General features: G+C 45.4%; 17 protein-coding genes and 1 pseudogene. 12 read left to right on the top strand and 6 right to left on the bottom strand.

Annotated elements, in window-relative coordinates; translation table 11 throughout:
- Positions 1–8 precede the first annotated feature (8 nt).
- Together H3V01_RS06845 and H3V01_RS06840 are read right to left on the bottom strand one after the other, a co-directional pair.
- The gene (locus H3V01_RS06845; protein ID WP_041878882.1) at positions 9–983 is read right to left on the bottom strand and encodes a polyprenyl synthetase family protein; all 975 of its coding nucleotides are present in this window, start codon (positions 981–983) and stop codon (positions 9–11) included.
- A 360-nt stretch (positions 984–1343) separates the two neighbouring features.
- Positions 1344–1694, bottom strand: a pseudogene (locus H3V01_RS06840) (hypothetical protein); the annotation flags it as partial.
- 305 nt (positions 1695–1999) lie between these two features.
- Here H3V01_RS06840 and rplU point away from each other — a divergent pair.
- The 3 genes from rplU (at position 2000) to obgE (ending at position 3911) form a co-directional block, all read left to right on the top strand.
- Entirely contained in the window at positions 2000–2308 is a 309-nt protein-coding gene (gene rplU / locus H3V01_RS06835; RefSeq protein WP_025331258.1) for a 50S ribosomal protein L21, read from the top strand.
- A 20-nt stretch (positions 2309–2328) separates the two neighbouring features.
- A complete protein-coding gene (gene rpmA / locus H3V01_RS06830) occupies positions 2329–2601 on the top strand; it encodes a 50S ribosomal protein L27 (protein WP_025331257.1) in 273 nt (90 codons plus the stop codon).
- 176 nt (positions 2602–2777) lie between these two features.
- Positions 2778–3911: a GTPase ObgE gene (gene obgE, locus H3V01_RS06825; RefSeq protein WP_198186329.1), complete on the top strand. Its 1134-nt coding sequence runs from the start codon at positions 2778–2780 to the stop codon at positions 3909–3911.
- Between the two features lie 88 nt (positions 3912–3999).
- Here the strand turns inward: obgE and H3V01_RS06820 are convergent, their stop codons facing one another.
- Positions 4000–4554 (bottom strand): hypothetical protein, encoded by a 555-nt coding sequence (locus H3V01_RS06820; RefSeq protein ID WP_084552083.1) that lies wholly within the window; start codon positions 4552–4554, stop codon positions 4000–4002.
- Positions 4555–4876: 322 nt separating this feature from the next.
- Here H3V01_RS06820 and H3V01_RS06815 point away from each other — a divergent pair, with 322 nt between their 5' ends.
- The 6 genes from H3V01_RS06815 (at position 4877) to argJ (ending at position 11343) form a co-directional block, all read left to right on the top strand.
- Entirely contained in the window at positions 4877–5386 is a 510-nt protein-coding gene (locus tag H3V01_RS06815; RefSeq protein WP_025331254.1) for a HugZ family pyridoxamine 5'-phosphate oxidase, read from the top strand.
- An 86-nt stretch (positions 5387–5472) separates the two neighbouring features.
- A complete protein-coding gene (gene ubiB, locus H3V01_RS06810; protein WP_198186328.1) occupies positions 5473–7002 on the top strand; it encodes a ubiquinone biosynthesis regulatory protein kinase UbiB in 1530 nt (509 codons plus the stop codon).
- A 237-nt stretch (positions 7003–7239) separates the two neighbouring features.
- Positions 7240–8001 (top strand): phosphatidylserine decarboxylase, encoded by a 762-nt coding sequence (locus tag H3V01_RS06805; RefSeq protein ID WP_041878867.1) that lies wholly within the window; start codon positions 7240–7242, stop codon positions 7999–8001.
- Positions 8002–8076: 75 nt separating this feature from the next.
- Positions 8077–9255, top strand: a complete 1179-nt coding sequence (hflX, locus tag H3V01_RS06800) for a GTPase HflX (RefSeq protein ID WP_198186327.1) — start codon at positions 8077–8079, stop codon at positions 9253–9255.
- A 27-nt stretch (positions 9256–9282) separates the two neighbouring features.
- A complete protein-coding gene (gene pssA, locus H3V01_RS06795; protein ID WP_041878862.1) occupies positions 9283–10065 on the top strand; it encodes a CDP-diacylglycerol--serine O-phosphatidyltransferase in 783 nt (260 codons plus the stop codon).
- A gap of 60 nt (positions 10066–10125) precedes the next feature.
- Positions 10126–11343 carry a bifunctional glutamate N-acetyltransferase/amino-acid acetyltransferase ArgJ gene (argJ, locus tag H3V01_RS06790; RefSeq protein ID WP_084587133.1) on the top strand — a complete coding sequence of 406 codons (1218 nt, stop codon included), beginning with the start codon at positions 10126–10128 and terminating at the stop codon, positions 11341–11343.
- Between the two features lie 52 nt (positions 11344–11395).
- Here the strand turns inward: argJ and H3V01_RS06785 are convergent, their stop codons facing one another.
- Positions 11396–11755 (bottom strand): RidA family protein, encoded by a 360-nt coding sequence (locus H3V01_RS06785; RefSeq protein ID WP_110414466.1) that lies wholly within the window; start codon positions 11753–11755, stop codon positions 11396–11398.
- A gap of 259 nt (positions 11756–12014) precedes the next feature.
- Between H3V01_RS06785 and ybaK the strand changes: the two genes are divergently transcribed.
- Entirely contained in the window at positions 12015–12503 is a 489-nt protein-coding gene (ybaK, locus tag H3V01_RS06780; RefSeq protein WP_198186326.1) for a Cys-tRNA(Pro) deacylase, read from the top strand.
- Positions 12504–12570: 67 nt separating this feature from the next.
- Here the strand turns inward: ybaK and H3V01_RS06775 are convergent, their stop codons facing one another.
- Together H3V01_RS06775 and H3V01_RS06770 are read right to left on the bottom strand one after the other, a co-directional pair.
- A complete protein-coding gene (locus H3V01_RS06775) occupies positions 12571–13608 on the bottom strand; it encodes an NADH:flavin oxidoreductase/NADH oxidase (protein ID WP_174832080.1) in 1038 nt (345 codons plus the stop codon).
- 244 nt (positions 13609–13852) lie between these two features.
- The gene (locus tag H3V01_RS06770; protein ID WP_370570117.1) at positions 13853–15037 is read right to left on the bottom strand and encodes a class I SAM-dependent methyltransferase; all 1185 of its coding nucleotides are present in this window, start codon (positions 15035–15037) and stop codon (positions 13853–13855) included.
- 253 nt (positions 15038–15290) lie between these two features.
- Here H3V01_RS06770 and mraZ point away from each other — a divergent pair, with 253 nt between their 5' ends.
- Entirely contained in the window at positions 15291–15746 is a 456-nt protein-coding gene (gene mraZ, locus H3V01_RS06765) for a division/cell wall cluster transcriptional repressor MraZ (RefSeq protein WP_025331245.1), read from the top strand.
- Complete coding sequence (rsmH, locus tag H3V01_RS06760; RefSeq protein WP_198186325.1) at positions 15743–16687, top strand: 16S rRNA (cytosine(1402)-N(4))-methyltransferase RsmH; 945 nt, start codon at positions 15743–15745, stop codon at positions 16685–16687. Before mraZ ends, rsmH begins: the two co-directional genes overlap by 4 nt.
- The last annotated feature ends 18 nt before the right edge of the window (positions 16688–16705 follow it).

Below are 16705 nucleotides of genomic sequence, written 5' to 3'. Positions count from 1 at the left end.
CCGCTATTTTAAGAGATTCGGGCTAAAGATGCCAAGGCTAAATCTCGCATAGCCTGGGTGGTTTCATTAACCGGTAACTCATTCAGGCAGTTAATTGCGGCATCTACGGCTTTTTTTGCCTGCATAGTGCAATAAGCCAGTGCATCAGAGTTGATTACGTGATCGTGAATTTTGTTGAAGTAGCTGCGGTCGGCGTGTTCCAGAGCATGGCGTACATCGGCTTTGGCCGCAGCACTGCCCTGATTAAGCAGGTAAATCAGCGGCAGGGTAGGTTTGCCCTCAGCCAGATCGTCGCCGACATTTTTACCAATGGTTTCTACATCACCGGCATAATCCAGTACATCATCGATAATCTGGAAAGCTGAGCCCAGATATGTACCGTAATTTTTTAAAGCCAGTTCCTGCTGTTCTGTAGCCTTGGCAAGTATGGCACCTACCTGTGCCGCCGCCTGAAAGAGTTTGGCGGTTTTGTATTCGATTACCTGTAAATACTGTTCTTCAGTGACATCAATATTACCAATATTCATCAGCTGCATGACTTCACCTTCAGCAATGATATTGGTGGCTTCTGCCATCACTTCGAGAATACGCAGGCTGCCGGAGCCAACCATCAGCTGGAAGGCTCGTGTGTAGAGAAAATCGCCCACCAGTACAGCAGCGGCATTGCCAAACAGATTATTCGCAGTTTTCCGGCCGCGGCGCAGGTCGCTTTCATCCACTACATCGTCGTGCAGCAATGTGGAGGTATGGATAAATTCCACCATGGCGGCCAGTGAAAAAAGCGGGTCTTCTGTATAGCCCAGTGCTTTGCCGGCAAGGATGGTAATTATCGGGCGCAGGCGTTTACCGCCGGCACTGATAATATACTGGCCTATTTGTGAAATCAGGACAACTTCGGATTCAACAGCACGGTTGATTACCGCATTAACACGGTTTAAGTCTTCAGGCAGATGTTTCTGGAAATAAGGCAGGTTCTCAAGCATGTGTTTAGTGTTTCTGCAACTGGTAATGATGATGTGTTTTAGCCATGTGTCCCCGAAACTGCCGGGCACTTTTGTGTATTATTATACTTGAAATTCATTTGGGAAATGAGAAAAGTTAGATTGGGTTAATAAAGATGCAATTGTGAATCGGTTAGGTAAATTATGCTGATGTATACACAAGCCGGAGCAGAAATTCTATGCTCAAAGCGGTGCATCCGTCACAAATGGTAATATATCCGGCAGCCGGTTAACAGTTATGCTGCAATATTTGTAAAGTATTTTTGTGTGTTTGTACGGTAGACCGGAGAGCAAATTTTATGACAATGAATAATTCAGCTCAAGTCTGAGTATGATAAATTATTAATATAAATCAGTTATGTAGTACTTCGCCATTTTATCCATTAATTTACCGGAACTTAAAGCATTACTTGAAGATGTTAATGATAAAATAAATTGCATAAAATCAGGTGCATTACTAATCATGCCGGAACCACCTAAATGATAGGCTTCAGGATTAAATATGCGTTTCGGATTATAGGACAAAATCTCGTTATTCCAAGATTCATCTAATTGCATGCAATAAGGGCTTGGCATGGGTAATGGCTGCGATAAAGCATCATGATAGTGAGTATCTAGTTGGTGATTATCCGGTAAGGTAAAACCGGTATTTGTCATATTTAAGGGAATGGTTATGGTGCTTTTTATTATTTCTTCTAATGACTGTTAAGTGACAGCAGTTAATACGCCATCTAAGACATCTATGCCATAGTTTGAGCGGGCTTGCTTTGGCTGTGACCAGTCAGTGAATGTAACGGGTCTTGCATATGCCCGGCGACACTATAAATAGCTTTCGGCGGGGCTTAATTTTTAATTGACTTAATTAATCTGAGCTATATATGCCATGAGATATTTATTATTGTTTTGACAGTAAAATCATGCGTTGATATAATCGCGAATTCCGTTTTTTGCGGAAATTTAATTTTTGTTTTTTAATTGAATTCCTATTGGAGTTGAGTATGTACGCGGTCGTAAAAACCGGCGGTAAACAATATAAAGTTGCCGTTGGCGAAAAATTAAAAGTAGAACAGATACCAGCAGAACTCGACAGCCAGATCGAACTGAATGAAGTTTTGATGATTGCTGACGGTGAAGCGGTGAAAGTGGGCACGCCTTTTATTGAGGGCGCTAAAGTAACCGCTAAAGTGGTTGCACATGGCCGTCACGATAAAGTACGTATTTTTAAAATGCGTCGTCGTAAACACTATCAGAAACGTCAGGGTCACCGCCAGAATTTTACCCAGATTGAAATCGTGGCGATTGCCTAATTGAGTGAAGGAATAACAGAATGGCACACAAAAAAGCAGGCGGTAGCTCCCGCAACGGTCGTGATTCAGAAGCCAAACGCCTGGGCGTTAAAGCCTTTGGTAATGAGCTGATTCCGGCTGGTTCAATTATTGTTCGTCAGCGTGGTACCCGTTTTCACGCAGGTGAAAATGTAGGTATGGGTAAAGACCACACTCTGTTCGCTAAAGTGGATGGTTATGTGGAATTTGCCGTTAAGGGCGCGCTGAACCGTAAAACCGTAAGTGTGCGTCCGTATACCGGCGCAGACGAGTAAGTTTTTACTGATGTTAAGCCCTGCCTTGTCTGGCAGGGCTTTTTTGTTATCAGGTCAGCTGGTGTGAAGAGGCAGCACAGATATTCTGTACTTTGGCTATAATCATGCTATGAGGTGTTCACAAGGGTATTACTGAGACTGGTTGCCCGGCATAAATATTGCAAACTGAGAATGATATGAAGTTTATTGATGAAGCAAAAATCGAGGTAGTTGCCGGCCGCGGCGGCAATGGTGCGGCCAGCTTCCGCCGCGAAAAATTTGTGCCTAAGGGCGGCCCCGATGGCGGTGATGGCGGCAGAGGCGGCAGTGTCTGGGCTGTAGCCGATGAAAATATTAATACCCTGGTGGAGTATCGTTTTGTTAAACGCTATCAGGCCAAAAACGGTGAAAAAGGTCATGGTTCAGACCGTTATGGTCGCGGGGCTGATGATATTGAGTTGAGAATGCCGGTAGGTACGCTGATTCGTGATGTTGATACGGAACAGGTTGTGGCGGATTTAACTCATCATGGTCAGAGGGTATGTCTGGCTAAAGGTGGTAAAGGCGGCTTAGGTAATATTCATTTTAAATCATCAGTAAACCGTGCTCCTAAGCAGGCCACACCCGGTGAAGAAGGTGAAGCACGCAGTTTATTGCTGGAGCTGAAAGTACTGGCGGATGTGGGTTTGCTCGGTATGCCGAATGCAGGAAAATCTACGCTGATTAGTGCAGTTTCGGCTGCACGGCCAAAAGTGGCTGATTATCCGTTTACAACGCTGCATCCTAATCTGGGGGTAGTACGCAGTGATGACAATCACAGTTTTGTTATGGCTGATATCCCCGGTTTGATTGAAGGAGCTGCTGAAGGTGCCGGTTTGGGGCACCGGTTTCTGAAACATTTGTCGCGTACCGGTTTGCTGCTGCATGTGGTGGATCTGGCTCCTTTCGATGAAGGTGTGGAACCGGCAGCAGAGGCGCTGGCGATTATTGAAGAGTTACGCCGTTATGATGAGGCTTTGCACGATAAGCCGCGCTGGCTGGTGTTGAATAAAATTGATATGCTGGCTGATGATGAGCGTGCCAAACGTGTGGCTCAGTTTCTGGCAGATATTGGCTGGGATCACCCGCAGCCGGATGATCAGTTTGAATTTGATCTGACAACCCCGCGGGTATTTCAAATCAGTGCACTGGCACGTGAAGGTACGCAGGAGCTGGTGCAGACCATACAGCGTTATTTGGATGTGAAGCATGAATTACTGGCAAAACAGCAGGCTGAACAACCTGTTGTGGCGGAAGTGCCGACTACAAACGGGTTGATACAGCCGGAATAATTATGCTATTCGGCTAATTGATGTAGCCACCTGTTACAGGTGGCTTTTTTGTATTGGAATGAATCAGAAAATTGATGGTACTGAAAAATTAGTTTGTCTTATTTCTGAAAGAACGGCGGCGGATAAAACGATATATCAATTGCAGGAGCAAGACGCTGACTAATGCCAGAACGGCAGCCATTGATATCTGATCTATTGTATATACCGTTGATTTTATCGGTGTGACTGTGCCGGCGGTAGCCTGATAGGTGGCAATGGTAATGCTGCGTGATGTACGCAGGCTGGTTCGTATCAGCTGTTGTTGTGCGTTTTGTTCAATAACTTTATAACTAAAGGTATCGTTATCATTTTTCTGTTTGCTGCCGTCAGGCTTTTTAGCCAGAAAAGTGGTATTGGCCAGTGTGTACTGCTGAACGTAAGAATAGGGCAGGGCAAGAAAGGAGCCGTCCGGTTCAAAGGCTGCAATAGTCAGATCGCGGTGCCATGGTTTGTGATTGGCCGCAGTTCTGCTGTCCTGACCGGCAAGCAGGAAAATAAATAAAATAAAGAAGCCGCAAAATAAAATCAGTTTAAGCAGTCGCTGTTTAAACTGACCGGAACGCTTCTGAGGCTGACTGGCTGCCGGATTATGCTGAGTACTCATGTAACTAACCACTGCTGATTGATTAAATTCAGTCTGAATAATGTCTGAAAGGTAATTTTACCTAATTTTTGGCCTGTGAAAGCTTATTATATTGTTATTAATACTCTGATACGGGTAAATAATTACCGATTTTATTGATTTTAATGGCATTCTGATTTGATGATTTATTTGTGTTCATCTTTTTTTCCGTGCCCGGTATGTTTGATAATGATGCCTCGCCGATGATAAATAATGGTATGACGGTCAAATGGAATTTGAATTTTCAGATGGAAATTATTATCATTAATTTTGGTTATTGTTAATCTGATACAGGAATGAGTGTATGAGTGAGCAACAGAATGTCGCTGAGCTTCAGGCTGCTGTAACACGTTTACAGCAATTAAATTCTCTGGTTCTGGCTACGGTAGCACAGGATGGTACCCCTCAGGCAAGCTATGCGCCTTTTGCTGAATATGATGGTTGTTTGTATATCTTATTATCCGGTCTGGCACCACATACACAGAATTTGCAGCAACAGGAGCAGGCTAGTGTGATGCTGATTGAAGATGAAGCTTCGGCACGCAATATTTTTGCCCGTGCTCGGTTGAATTATACGGTATCGGTTACGGTAATTGAAAAAAACACAGCTGATGGCATTGCCGCTTTACAGGCAATGAAAACAAAACTGGGCAATACAGTAGATGTGCTGTCTGAATTGCCGGATTTCATGCTGTTTCGTCTACAACTTGAAAAGGCTCGCCTTGTAACTGGCTTCGGCCGCGCTTATGTCTTTATGCCGGGTAAGGTTGATGGAGCAATACAGCTGACTGAAAAGAATGCTAAAACAGTGTGATACCGCTGTGCGCAGCGATTGCTCGGTAAAAATGGTTAAAATCCCGTACAATAGTCGTTTTATTCGGACAAACCGGAGCTGCGTGCATGTGGTGTTGGCCTAAACGAATTTGGGTAATTATCCATACGGTGTATGTATATGGTCTGCTGGATCTGGTTCAGCAGCATGTACATCCGTCATGGCTGCAAAGGCTGATACGTTTACTGCCGCGCGGACGCAAATACCGGCAGCTGGATGCAGCGGTACGGTTGCGTCTGGCTTTGGAAAGTCTGGGTCCGATTTTTGTTAAATTTGGTCAGGTATTATCCACCCGGCCGGATTTAATCCCTGCTGATTACGCGCGTGAGCTGGCCTTACTGCAGGACAGGGTGCCGCCGTTTGCCAGTGATGTGGCAATCCGGGTGATTGAAACTGAGCTGGGCAGGCCGCTGGCAGAAATTTACGCCCGCTTTAATCCGCAGCCGGTAGCCAGTGCGTCTATCGCTCAGGTTCATGAAGCCTATTTATTCAATGAGACCGGCGGTATCGGTCAAAAGGTTGCAGTAAAAGTTCTTCGTCCGGACATCGCGCCGGTTATTGATCAGGATTTAGCTCTGATGGCTGTAGGAGCGCGCTGGGTAGAATGGCTGTTTGCAGATGGCAAACGCTTAAAGCCACGCGAAGTAGTCGCAGAGTTTAAGAATTATCTGCATGATGAGCTTGATCTGATGCGGGAAGCCGCAAATGCCAGCCTGCTCGGGCGGCAGTTCAGTAAAAGCACTATGCTGATTATTCCGGCTGTTTACTATAATTATTGTGCGCGTCGGGTGCTGACAATTGAATGGATGGACGGTACTCCGGTTGCCAGTACCGATAAGTTGCGTGAAAAGAATATAGATTTGCACCAGCTGGCACGCTATGGGGTAGAAATATTCTTTACTCAGGTATTTGACAACGGTTTTTTCCATGCGGATATGCATCCGGGCAATATTATGGTCGCAGATGACGGCAGGTATATTGCACTGGATTTTGGTATTGTCGGCACGTTAACAGATTATGATAAGCGCTATCTGGCAATTAATTTTCTGGCGTTTTTCAATCGTGATTATCATCGGGTGGCTACTGCGCATGTGGAATCCGGCTGGGTACCGGCAGATACGCGGGTAGAGGAGCTGGAAGCAGCAGTGCGTGCTGTATGTGAACCGATTTTCAATAAACCGCTGGCAGAAATTTCTTTTGGTATGGTGCTGATGCGGTTGTTTGAAACCAGTCGTCGTTTTAATGTAGAAATTCAGCCGCAGCTGGTGCTGCTGCAAAAAACATTACTTAATATAGAGGGGCTGGGAAGACAGCTGGATCCTCAGCTGGATTTATGGGCAACTGCCAAACCGTTTCTCACCCGCTGGATGCATAACCAGATTGGTCTGAAAGCGCTATGGAAAACGCTAAAACAGGAAGCACCGGACTGGGCGCAAATGCTACCTGCACTGCCGCGTAAGCTTAATGCCCTTGTAGATGAAAAGCGTCAGCTTGAATGGCGTGATGCCTATATTCATCTGCTGCGTACGCAGCGGCAGCAGAATTTCTGGCTGGCGGTAATTGCTCTGGTGATGCTGGCAGTTTTTCTTTTTAAATAAAATTTAACTGTGTTTTCAATGTGAAGTTGTCGGGTATCAGCTTGCGGTGCTGAGATGGTAACCGTTATGGTTCAGCTGGTCTTTGGTTAATAATTGTACTGTTTTTATATTGTTCTTATGCTGAAATCTGCTTATAGTTATATGCGGTGCTTTAAGGTACGGATTTCGGGTTATAATTTTGTCATTGTTTTAGCTCGCGGTTCATCCGCATTATCTCATCTGTAAAGGAGTAGCCTTGTGTCGCGTGTGTATCCTTATCCTTTGATTGCTAAGGAAGGCTGGCCGTTTATTATTGGTAGCCTGGTGCTGAGCATATTAACTTTTTTCTGGTGCGGATGGTGGTCGCTGCCTTTATGGGTGCTGACAGCATTTGTGGTGCAGTTTTTTCGTGATCCTGCCCGTGATATTCCTGCAAATCCCGAAGATGTGCTGAGTCCGGCAGACGGACGTATTGTGGTTGTGGAAAAAACTACCGATCCTTACCGTGGTGTGAATGCTCTTAAAATCAGTGTATTTATGAATGTATTCAATGTACATTCTAACCGCAGCCCTATTGATGGCAAAGTGGAACGTGTAGATTATTTTAAAGGCAGTTTCCTGAACGCTGCGCTGGATAAAGCCAGTGCACAAAATGAACGTAATGCAGTTCTTGCGGTAACCAAAACCGGCCGGCCGGTAACATTTGTACAGGTTGCAGGTCTGGTAGCACGGCGTATTCTGTGCTACGTAAATGCGCATGATTTATTACATCGCGGTGACCGCTATGGTTTTATCCGCTTTGGTTCAAGGGTAGATGTTTATTTGCCGGAAGATGCTACTGCGCTGGTGGCTATTGGTGATAAGGTCAGTGCCAGTAGTACAGTACTGGCAACTTTGCCATTGCAGGCTCCTGATATCAGTGCTGAACCGCAAAGTAATACTGAAGAACATGCAGATCTGGTCACAGAAGCTGCTAATCGGGCAGCAGCTGCCGCACGGCATGTACTGTCTCAGGAATAAAGGCTATTAATTGTTATACAGGCTGTTTGTCCTTTGTAAGGTCAGGCAGCCTGTTGTCGTTCAAACCGGTAAATGATGAGCAGATTCGATAAGACCAATTTATCTGAGCAGCAGCCAGAACGGGTGCTGCTGGTAGGGGTATTGCTGGATAAGGATTTTCCGGTTGCTGCCGAGCGCCGGACAGTATTGTTTGAGTCGGCACTGGCTGAAGCTGAGGAGCTGGTACGTGCTACCGGAGCAGATTTAGTGGAAGTTGTTCCGTGTAAACGTCTTCAGCCGGACAGTGCATTGTTTGTGGGTAAAGGCAAAGCAGAAGAACTGGCACAAACAGTAGCTGAAGCCGGAATTGATCTGGTGGTCTTTAACCATGCGCTGACGCCTACGCAGGAGCGTAATCTTGAAAGGCTGCTCCAGTGCAGGGTATTGGATCGGGTTGGCCTGATTCTCGCTATCTTTGCCCGGCGTGCACAAAGTCAGGAGGGGCGCTTGCAGGTGGAGCTGGCTCAGCTGGTTCATTTATCCAGCCGGCTGGTGCGTGGTTATAGTCATTTGCAGAGCCAGAGAGGCGGTATTGGTTTACGCGGCCCGGGTGAGACACGTCTGGAAACTGACCGCCGTCTGATCAGGCAGAAAATTACCCGTCTGCGCCAGCAATTGCAGCAGGTGCGCCGGCAGCGGGCAACTCAGCGTAAAAGCCGGTATCAGGGTACACTGCCGGCCTTTGCGCTGGTGGGCTATACCAATGTAGGCAAATCCAGCCTGTTTAACCGTTTAACCAAAGCTCAGGTCATGGCAGAAGACCAGCTGTTTGCCACCCTGGATAATACAGTGCGCCGTTTGTATCTGAATGACCAGACCAGTGTTTTATTATCCGATACTGTGGGTTTTATTCGCGATTTACCGCACGGACTGGTAGCTGCTTTTGCGGCGACACTGGAGGAAACTGCGCTGGCTGATGTGCTGCTGCATGTGGTGGATATTACCCATCCGGAATTTGAGCGGCAAATAGATGCTGTAAATACGGTATTACAGGAAATTGATGCAGAAAACATACCGCAGCTGATAATTTATAATAAAATTGATAAATTGCCTGCTGAACAAAGAATGCAGGGGATTGTGCGTGATATACATGGTCGTCCGCAGGCTGTTTATATATCGGTACAGGATGGCAGCGGACTGGATGATTTACGTACAGCTATGATAGAAATGGCAGGTATGAAAAATGCACAACATAATAAACAGGATGAGTATTAATATTGCCTGTTGAGGATTTAGCTGAATATGACTCAAGAAAAAAATGATGTAATTAAACCAAATCGCCCCCATCGTCCGAACCGGCGCCGCCGGCTGCGTGATAACAGTATTTATTTGCTGCCTAATGCATTTACGCTGGCAGCACTGTTTGCCGCTTTTTATGCCATTACTCAGTCGATGCATGGTCATTATGAAGTTGCAGCGATTGCGGTATTTATTTCTATGCTGCTGGACGGTATGGACGGGCGGGTTGCCCGTCTGACTAACAGTCAGAGTGCTTTTGGTGAACAGCTCGACAGTCTGGCGGATATGGTAAGTTTCGGGGTGGCACCTGCCTTGATTGCGTATAAATGGCAGTTATTTCATTTTGGTAAAATCGGTTACTCGGTAGCATTTATTTATTGTGCCTGTGCGGCCTTGCGGCTGGCATTGTTCAATACTCTGATTGGTAAAGTCAGTAAGAAATGGTTTATCGGAATTCCCAGCCCGACGGCAGCTGCACTGGTAATCGGCTTAATCTGGGTAAGCCATACTTTTCAGGGTTTACCTCATGTAGACTGGCTGTGCCTGATTATTACTCTGTTTGGCGGTTTATCCATGGTGGTTCAGATACCTTTCTGGTCATTCAAGGAAATCAATGCTTATCGTAAAGTACCTTTTTTTGTAATGATTCTGGCTGTTATTGGCTTACTGGTAGTGACATGGGAACCATCAGTAGTACTGTTTGCCTTTTTCCTGCTCTATAGTTTGTCCGGTTATGTGATGTTTATCTGGCGCGTGCTGACTAAACGCAAATTTCAGCCAGAATAATGATGAGCACTTTCTATTGCTGAAAAAATAAGCTGATATATTGATTAAAGGAGAATAGTAATGGCAGTTAATTTGTCCGTGCCTGGTGATGAGCAGATTTTAGCCATTGACGGCGTGCAGGTATTTGTCGGACAGGCCGGAATCAAAAAACCGGAACACGATGATTTAACGCTTATTGTGCTTAACGGGATAAACAGTATCGGCGCTGTATTTACCCAAAACCGTTTTTGTGCTGCACCGGTACAGATTGCTAAACAGCATCTGGCTACAGACGCCGGAGTGCGTGCACTGGTAATCAATACAGGTAATGCCAATGCCGGTACAGGCAAACAAGGGCTGGATGATGCGCAGTTGATATGTGACAAGGTTGCACAGCAGATTGGTTGCAGTGCATCAGAGGTTTTACCGTTTTCTACCGGTGTGATTCTCGAACCCTTGCCGGTAGATAAAATTGTGGCTGCTTTGCCGAAAGTGAAAGTTGTACACTGGCCACGGGCTGCTGCTGCCATTATGACTACGGATACTGTTCCTAAAATGGCCAGCCGTACGGTTTATATTGACGGGCATAAAGTACGTTTCACCGGTATTGCCAAAGGTTCCGGCATGATTCATCCGAATATGGCTACTATGCTCGGATTTGTGTTTACTGATGCGGCTATAGCTCAGCCATTGTTGCAGCAAATGGTAGCTGAAGTGGCGGCTACATCTTTTAATGCGATTACTGTTGACGGAGATACTTCTACCAATGACAGTTTTGTGGTGGTAGCCACAGGTAAGTCTCAGCTGGGGCGGATAGAGTCAGTAGCCGGAAAAGATTACTTAGCCGTCAAAACTGTACTGGCTGATCTGGCACTGGAACTGGCACAGGCGATTGTACGTGACGGTGAGGGCGCAACCAAGTTTATTACTATTGATGTACGCAATGCTCTGACTGAAGCAGAGGCCAGACAGGTAGGCTATGCTGTTGCCCGTTCACCATTGGTAAAAACAGCTTTTTATGCCAGTGACCCGAATCTGGGGCGTATTTTGTGCGCAATCGGTTATGCAGGTATTGCTGATTTGGATGTGGCAGCAATTAAGGTATATCTGGGTGAAGTGCTGGTGGCAGAAAATGGAGGCCGGGCTGCCAGCTATACAGAAGAGGCTGGTCAGCAGGTAATGGCACAGAATGAAATTACAGTAACCATTGATCTGGCACGTGCGGAAGCACGGGCAAAGATTTACACCTGTGATTTATCCAGAGAGTATGTGACGATTAATGCTGATTATCGCAGCTAAGCTGTGCTGAATCAGCAATTACTGAACCCGCGTTTAACGCGGGTTCAGTGCTTTAAAGGATTTCTTTTTGTACAGCTGTTAGTTTGATTTCTACTTTCCAGTCAGGGTTAGCCAGCGCAGCCTGTATACAGGCTCGTGCCGGCGCTCTTCCCGGTGTAACCCAGCTATCCCATGCCTGATTCATGCCTTCATATTCCTGCATATTGCTCAGGTAAATTACTGCTTCACAAATATGTTGCTTGTCACTGCCACATGCTTCCAGAATAGTATCTATCTGTGCCAGAACATTGGCAGTTTGCGCTGTGATGTCGGCATCTTCATTAGTCGGAACTTGTCCGGCAAGAAATATCAGGCCGTTAACAATGGTGGCTTCTGCCAGGCGGTTACCGCTCTCGTAAAATTTAATACTCATAAAATTCAATACCCATATACTGGTTCTTGTGAAAATAGCCTGAACTACAATGTTATCTGTTAATGCAAGAATTTATTTTGTGGCCGAGCAATACTGGCCTGAAAAGAAAAAACAGACAGCAAAAGAATATAAGCAATGCCTTTTTATATCAATACTATCTTCTGAATTTATCGAGATATCGCTATATGATAACCATCATTTTTCACTAAGTAGTAAAATAATAATCCGTTATCTTTGCCTGAGTTGATGAGAATAATTGATGAGTAAAAGTAAATTTCCGGTTACTCCTGCTATCCGTTTTTTGCGTGCTCACCAGATACCGTTTGAACCGCGTGAGTATGCTTATGTTGAGCATGGCGGAACAGCACAGTCAGCATTAGCGCTTGGCGTAGACGAGCATGCAGTGATTAAAACCATTGTGCTGCAAAATGAGCATAAGCAAGGTCTGATTGTGCTGATGCATGGCGACCGGCATATATCTACCCGTCAGCTGGCACGTGAGCTGGGTATGAAGCATATAGAACCAGCCAGCCCGCAGCAGGCTAATAAATGGACTGGTTATCTGGTTGGTGGAACCAGTCCTTTTGGCAACAAGGCCGGATTACCGGTGTATGTTGAAAAAAGTATTTATTCTTTGCCATTGATTTATATTAATGGGGGTAAGCGTGGATTTCTGGTACAGATGCAGCCAGAATATCTGGCCTGCCTGCAGCCGCAATTAGTGCAGGTGGCAACAGAGACGGAATAATATTGACTAATGAACACAGGCCGGACGTGAAAGTCTGGCCTGTTTGTTTGCCGGCTAATAAAAATTTTTATTTAATTAGTCCGCGCTGATAAGAGTTATTAAAAGGCTGATAATTATGATCATGCAGCAGCTGGGCTGCTTCGGTTAACCAGTTGGTATTACGTAATAACACCCTTCCTTCCATAATCAAATCTGCCTGACCGGTTTGTAAAATATATTCAGCCAGATCAGGGCTGTCCAGCAGGCCAACGGTTGCTACCGGAATATTGACTACTTGCTTCATGGCAGTCGCAAAAGGTGTCTGATAACCGCCATGCACAGGGATATCCGGAGCATAATCCATAACACCGCCAGTGGAAACATCGATAACATCTATGCCGTCACGTTCTAGCCACTGACATATTTCCTGCCAGTCTGCAATACTGTTTTGCTGACCGGTTTTATCATAGTCGGATAAAGACATGCGTACCCATAATGAACCGGAAAATACTGCACGCATTTCGAGAGTAATTTCGTGCAGCAGACGATAACGATTCACTAAAGAACCGCCATATTCATCGGTACGCTGGTTGCTCAGCGGTGAAAGAAATTCACTGATTAGATAACCATGTGCAGCATGGATTTCAATTACATCCACACCGGCTTGCCGGGCTCGTCTGGCTGCAGCAATAAAATCTTCTTTGATTTGTGTGATTTCCGGTTTACTCAATGCTTTTGGCGTTTTCGAGCTGCTATTAAAAGGAATAGCACTGGGTGCAACCGGCTGCAATGCATCTGAAGCTTTGCGTCCGGCATGTGCCAGCTGCACACCTACTTTGCTGTTCAGATAATGTAGTGAATCAACCAGCTGAGAGAATTTTTCTGTCTGACTATCATCCCATAAACCTAAATCGTGTTTGGTAATCCGTCCGTCCGGCTGTACGGCAGTGGCTTCTATAATAATCAGACCGACATTGGCAATGGCACGTGCGCCATAATGTGCAAAATGAAAAGGTGTAACGATACCGTCTTCCTTTTTTACTTCATACATGCACATTGGTGCCATAACTACTCGGTTTTTCAGATTTAAATTACCAATGGTTATAGGAGATAATAATAATGACATTGATTGTTCCTTTTGATTATCTGATTCCTGATTGGGTGCAGTAAGTAATGTATAAAAACAATATTCAGATTATTTTTATTGATTTATTACTTCTTATCCAGTTCTCTGAATGATATCTGACAGGCAAATACAGCCTGCTATCAGCAAATATTTCATCAAGTTCATCATATAATAATATCTTGTTTGATAAACATAATTAATTATTATTTACTTACAAATAAAACTTATTTGTAATTTAAATTATTTATAATTTGTGACACAAATCCCCATACATGAATCCCTGCCAGTCTGCATCAATATCTTTTCCAAACGCGATGACTTTAAATAACTCGCCCATTTCATGTGCATCCAGCAGGGTATGACAGACCGAAGCAGTCTGAATGTATGCATTTTCTTCCGGTTTGCCGGTTTTTGCGAGTAATTCGGTTATACCCAGATTAAGCAGAAATGTTGACTGATTGGTATAACCAATTAAGTCCAGATGATTATCAATGCCGGCATCAGCAATACGGGTGAAATTAACATGAGCGGTTAAGTCAGTGAGTCCGGGATAAAAGAACGGATCATGAACGGTATGATGCCGGTAGTGGCCGATTAACGTACCCTGACGGCGCTGAACATGATAATACTGTGCTGCGTCAAAACCATAATCAATCCATATCATTGCTCCGCGTTTCAGCTTTTGTGCCAGTGTTGCTACAAAGGCATATTGTTGCGGATGCAGCTCAGACTGATAAGATTCTGCTGTATCAGGGAAAGTTTCCATGACCTGTTGTATTGCTGCGCTGGTAGCAGGTTTATCCTGCCAGACAAACTGGTTATTCAGCCAGCTAACGCCCATTTCTGTTATCTGATTTGCCTGACGGCGATAGACCGGAACAGGCATGGCATCCAGAACTTCGTTGCCTATCAGGATACCGTCAAACTGTTCAGGCAACTGAGTCAGGTGTGTAACTTTATGTATCTGATCAGGTGCATGAGTCTGAATATATTCCCTCTGACGCTGCGCCAGTTCTGCAGAAAGTTCAATAATGTAATAGTGCTGAAAGTGCTGGCTGTGCAGAGCTGGTAATACAGATGCTGCCAGATGACCGGTTCCTGCACCGAATTCATAAATATTGCCTGCTGTTTGTGGCAATAGTGCATCTAATTGATGCGCCAGCGTCTGCCCGAACAAAGGAGTCAGAACAGGTGCAGTAATAAAGTCGCCATCACGACCGAATTTTTGTGCTCCGCCGGTGTAATAACCATAGTCAGGTGTATACAGTGCCATTTGCATGTAGTCGGCAAAAGAAAGCCAGTTATTTTGCTGCCGGATTTTCTGCTGAATAAGTTCAGACAATTTCTGCGAACTGATTAATGCGGCATTTTCAGGAGTGGGTAAATTATCCATAGGATAGATGGTGGAAATTGTAAAGAAGATGGTCATTATAAACGCTGATTTTGGCTTATGTTGACCCTGGTCAAGTATCTGAAAAGGTACATAGGGACTGGATTGGATGATTAGTAAAATAATGATTTGATTTAAATATATTTTTGTATTTTAGATTACTTTTATTCGGCTTCGGAATTTGACTGGATTACATTGACCCTGTATGCAAAATTGCCTTATAGTGTGAATAAGTGTGTAAAGGTGTGGCGAAGTGGGGGATAATCCCGTTATATTGAATAGGAGCTGAACAGTGTTTGGCGGCGCGTATGAATTAAGTATAGACAGTAAAGGACGATTGGCGATTCCGGCCAAGTTTCGTGATTTGCTGGCGCGTCATTTCACTCCGGTACTGGTTGCCACACTGGAAAAGCGCACACATTTGTTACTGTATCCCGAGTCATCATGGCGCAGTGTGGAAGCTCAGCTGTTACAGCTTCCTGTGGCAGGCAACAGAGTATTACAGGCCTATCAGAATTTACTGTTGCATAATGCGGATACTTTGGATTTAGACAGTGCCGGCAGAGTATTGCTACCGGCACATTTGCGTCGTCTGGTGAATTTTGAGCGTGAAGTTTATGTTGTGGGTCGTGCCAACCGCATTGAAGTGTGGGGCAGGGCGCTATGGGAAGAGCAGAATAATGCTGCACTAGATATGGATGAAGATATGCTGGCGGCAGAGTTGGGTAAGACTCAACTGCAATTATGAGTGAACAGATAAATAATGGCGGTCATGTTACCGTTTTACTGAATGAAGCAGTTGCCGGTTTACAGGTACAGCCGGCCGGCGTGTATGTTGACGGAACTTTTGGTCGTGGCGGTCATTCGCGTTTGATTCTGTCTCAGCTCGGGAAAGACGGGCGGCTGGTTGTTTTTGATAAGGATCCGCAGGCGATTGCTGTAGCACAGGAACTGGCAAGGCAGGATGCACGGGTACTGGTTGTACATGAAGGTTTTTCTGCATTAAAGCGGTCGTTACAACAGCTGGGTATCAGCCGGATAAATGGCGCCTTGTTTGATCTGGGTATTTCCTCTCCTCAGATTGATGATGCAGGTCGCGGTTTCAGCTTCCGCTTTGATGCACCGCTGGATATGCGTATGGATACTACGCGCGGACAGTCAGCAGCCCAATGGCTGGCCGTGGCAGAAGAGCAGGATATACACGAGGTAATTAAAAATTATGGTGAAGAGCGGTTTAGTCGCCAGATTGCACGGACAATTGTGGCGCAGCGGGAACAAAGCCCGATTACCACAACCGGCCAGCTGGCGCGCCTCGTCGCACAGGTCGTCCGTACTCGTGAACGCGGACAGGATCCGGCCACACGTACCTTCCAGGCCATTCGCATCTTTATTAACCGTGAACTGGAAGAAATAACTGTGGTACTGCCGCAAGTGATGGAATGTCTGGTTGCCGGCGGACGGATGGCGGTGATTTCATTTCATTCACTGGAAGACCGGATTGTAAAAAGATTTATGCAGCAGCACAGCAAGCCAGCTCCTTTACCACGCTGGGCAGTAGTTAAAGAAGCAGAACGTGAGCAGCCGCCGTTGCGCCTGATAGGCAAGGCGCAAAAACCTGCTCTGGCAGAAATTGAAGTAAATCCGCGTGCCCGTTCAGCGGTATTACGGGTAGCCGAACGCAGTTATTAAACTAAGATTAATGATTGA

Origin of the sequence: Snodgrassella sp. M0351, from assembly GCF_016100575.1 — a bacterium.
Classification (GTDB): Bacteria; Pseudomonadota; Gammaproteobacteria; order Burkholderiales; family Neisseriaceae; genus Snodgrassella; species Snodgrassella alvi.
Note: the sequence above shows the minus strand (reverse complement) of the source record. Positions and strands in the feature narration are given on the sequence as shown.

Excerpts from the sequence above, each read along its gene's own strand:
- H3V01_RS06845 (WP_041878882.1), bottom strand. The coding sequence starts at position 983 with ATGCTTGAGAACCTGCCTTATTTCCAGAAACATCTGCCTGAAGACTTA.
- rplU (WP_025331258.1), top strand. The coding sequence starts at position 2,000 with ATGTACGCGGTCGTAAAAACCGGCGGTAAACAATATAAAGTTGCCGTT.
- rpmA (WP_025331257.1), top strand. The coding sequence starts at position 2,329 with ATGGCACACAAAAAAGCAGGCGGTAGCTCCCGCAACGGTCGTGATTCA.
- obgE (WP_198186329.1), top strand. The coding sequence starts at position 2,778 with ATGAAGTTTATTGATGAAGCAAAAATCGAGGTAGTTGCCGGCCGCGGC.
- H3V01_RS06820 (WP_084552083.1), bottom strand. The coding sequence starts at position 4,554 with ATGAGTACTCAGCATAATCCGGCAGCCAGTCAGCCTCAGAAGCGTTCC.
- H3V01_RS06815 (WP_025331254.1), top strand. The coding sequence starts at position 4,877 with ATGAGTGAGCAACAGAATGTCGCTGAGCTTCAGGCTGCTGTAACACGT.
- ubiB (WP_198186328.1), top strand. The coding sequence starts at position 5,473 with ATGTGGTGTTGGCCTAAACGAATTTGGGTAATTATCCATACGGTGTAT.
- hflX (WP_198186327.1), top strand. The coding sequence starts at position 8,077 with ATGAGCAGATTCGATAAGACCAATTTATCTGAGCAGCAGCCAGAACGG.
- pssA (WP_041878862.1), top strand. The coding sequence starts at position 9,283 with ATGACTCAAGAAAAAAATGATGTAATTAAACCAAATCGCCCCCATCGT.
- argJ (WP_084587133.1), top strand. The coding sequence starts at position 10,126 with ATGGCAGTTAATTTGTCCGTGCCTGGTGATGAGCAGATTTTAGCCATT.
- H3V01_RS06785 (WP_110414466.1), bottom strand. The coding sequence starts at position 11,755 with ATGAGTATTAAATTTTACGAGAGCGGTAACCGCCTGGCAGAAGCCACC.
- ybaK (WP_198186326.1), top strand. The coding sequence starts at position 12,015 with ATGAGTAAAAGTAAATTTCCGGTTACTCCTGCTATCCGTTTTTTGCGT.
- H3V01_RS06775 (WP_174832080.1), bottom strand. The coding sequence starts at position 13,608 with ATGTCATTATTATTATCTCCTATAACCATTGGTAATTTAAATCTGAAA.
- H3V01_RS06770 (WP_370570117.1), bottom strand. The coding sequence starts at position 15,037 with ATGACCATCTTCTTTACAATTTCCACCATCTATCCTATGGATAATTTA.
- rsmH (WP_198186325.1), top strand. The coding sequence starts at position 15,743 with ATGAGTGAACAGATAAATAATGGCGGTCATGTTACCGTTTTACTGAAT.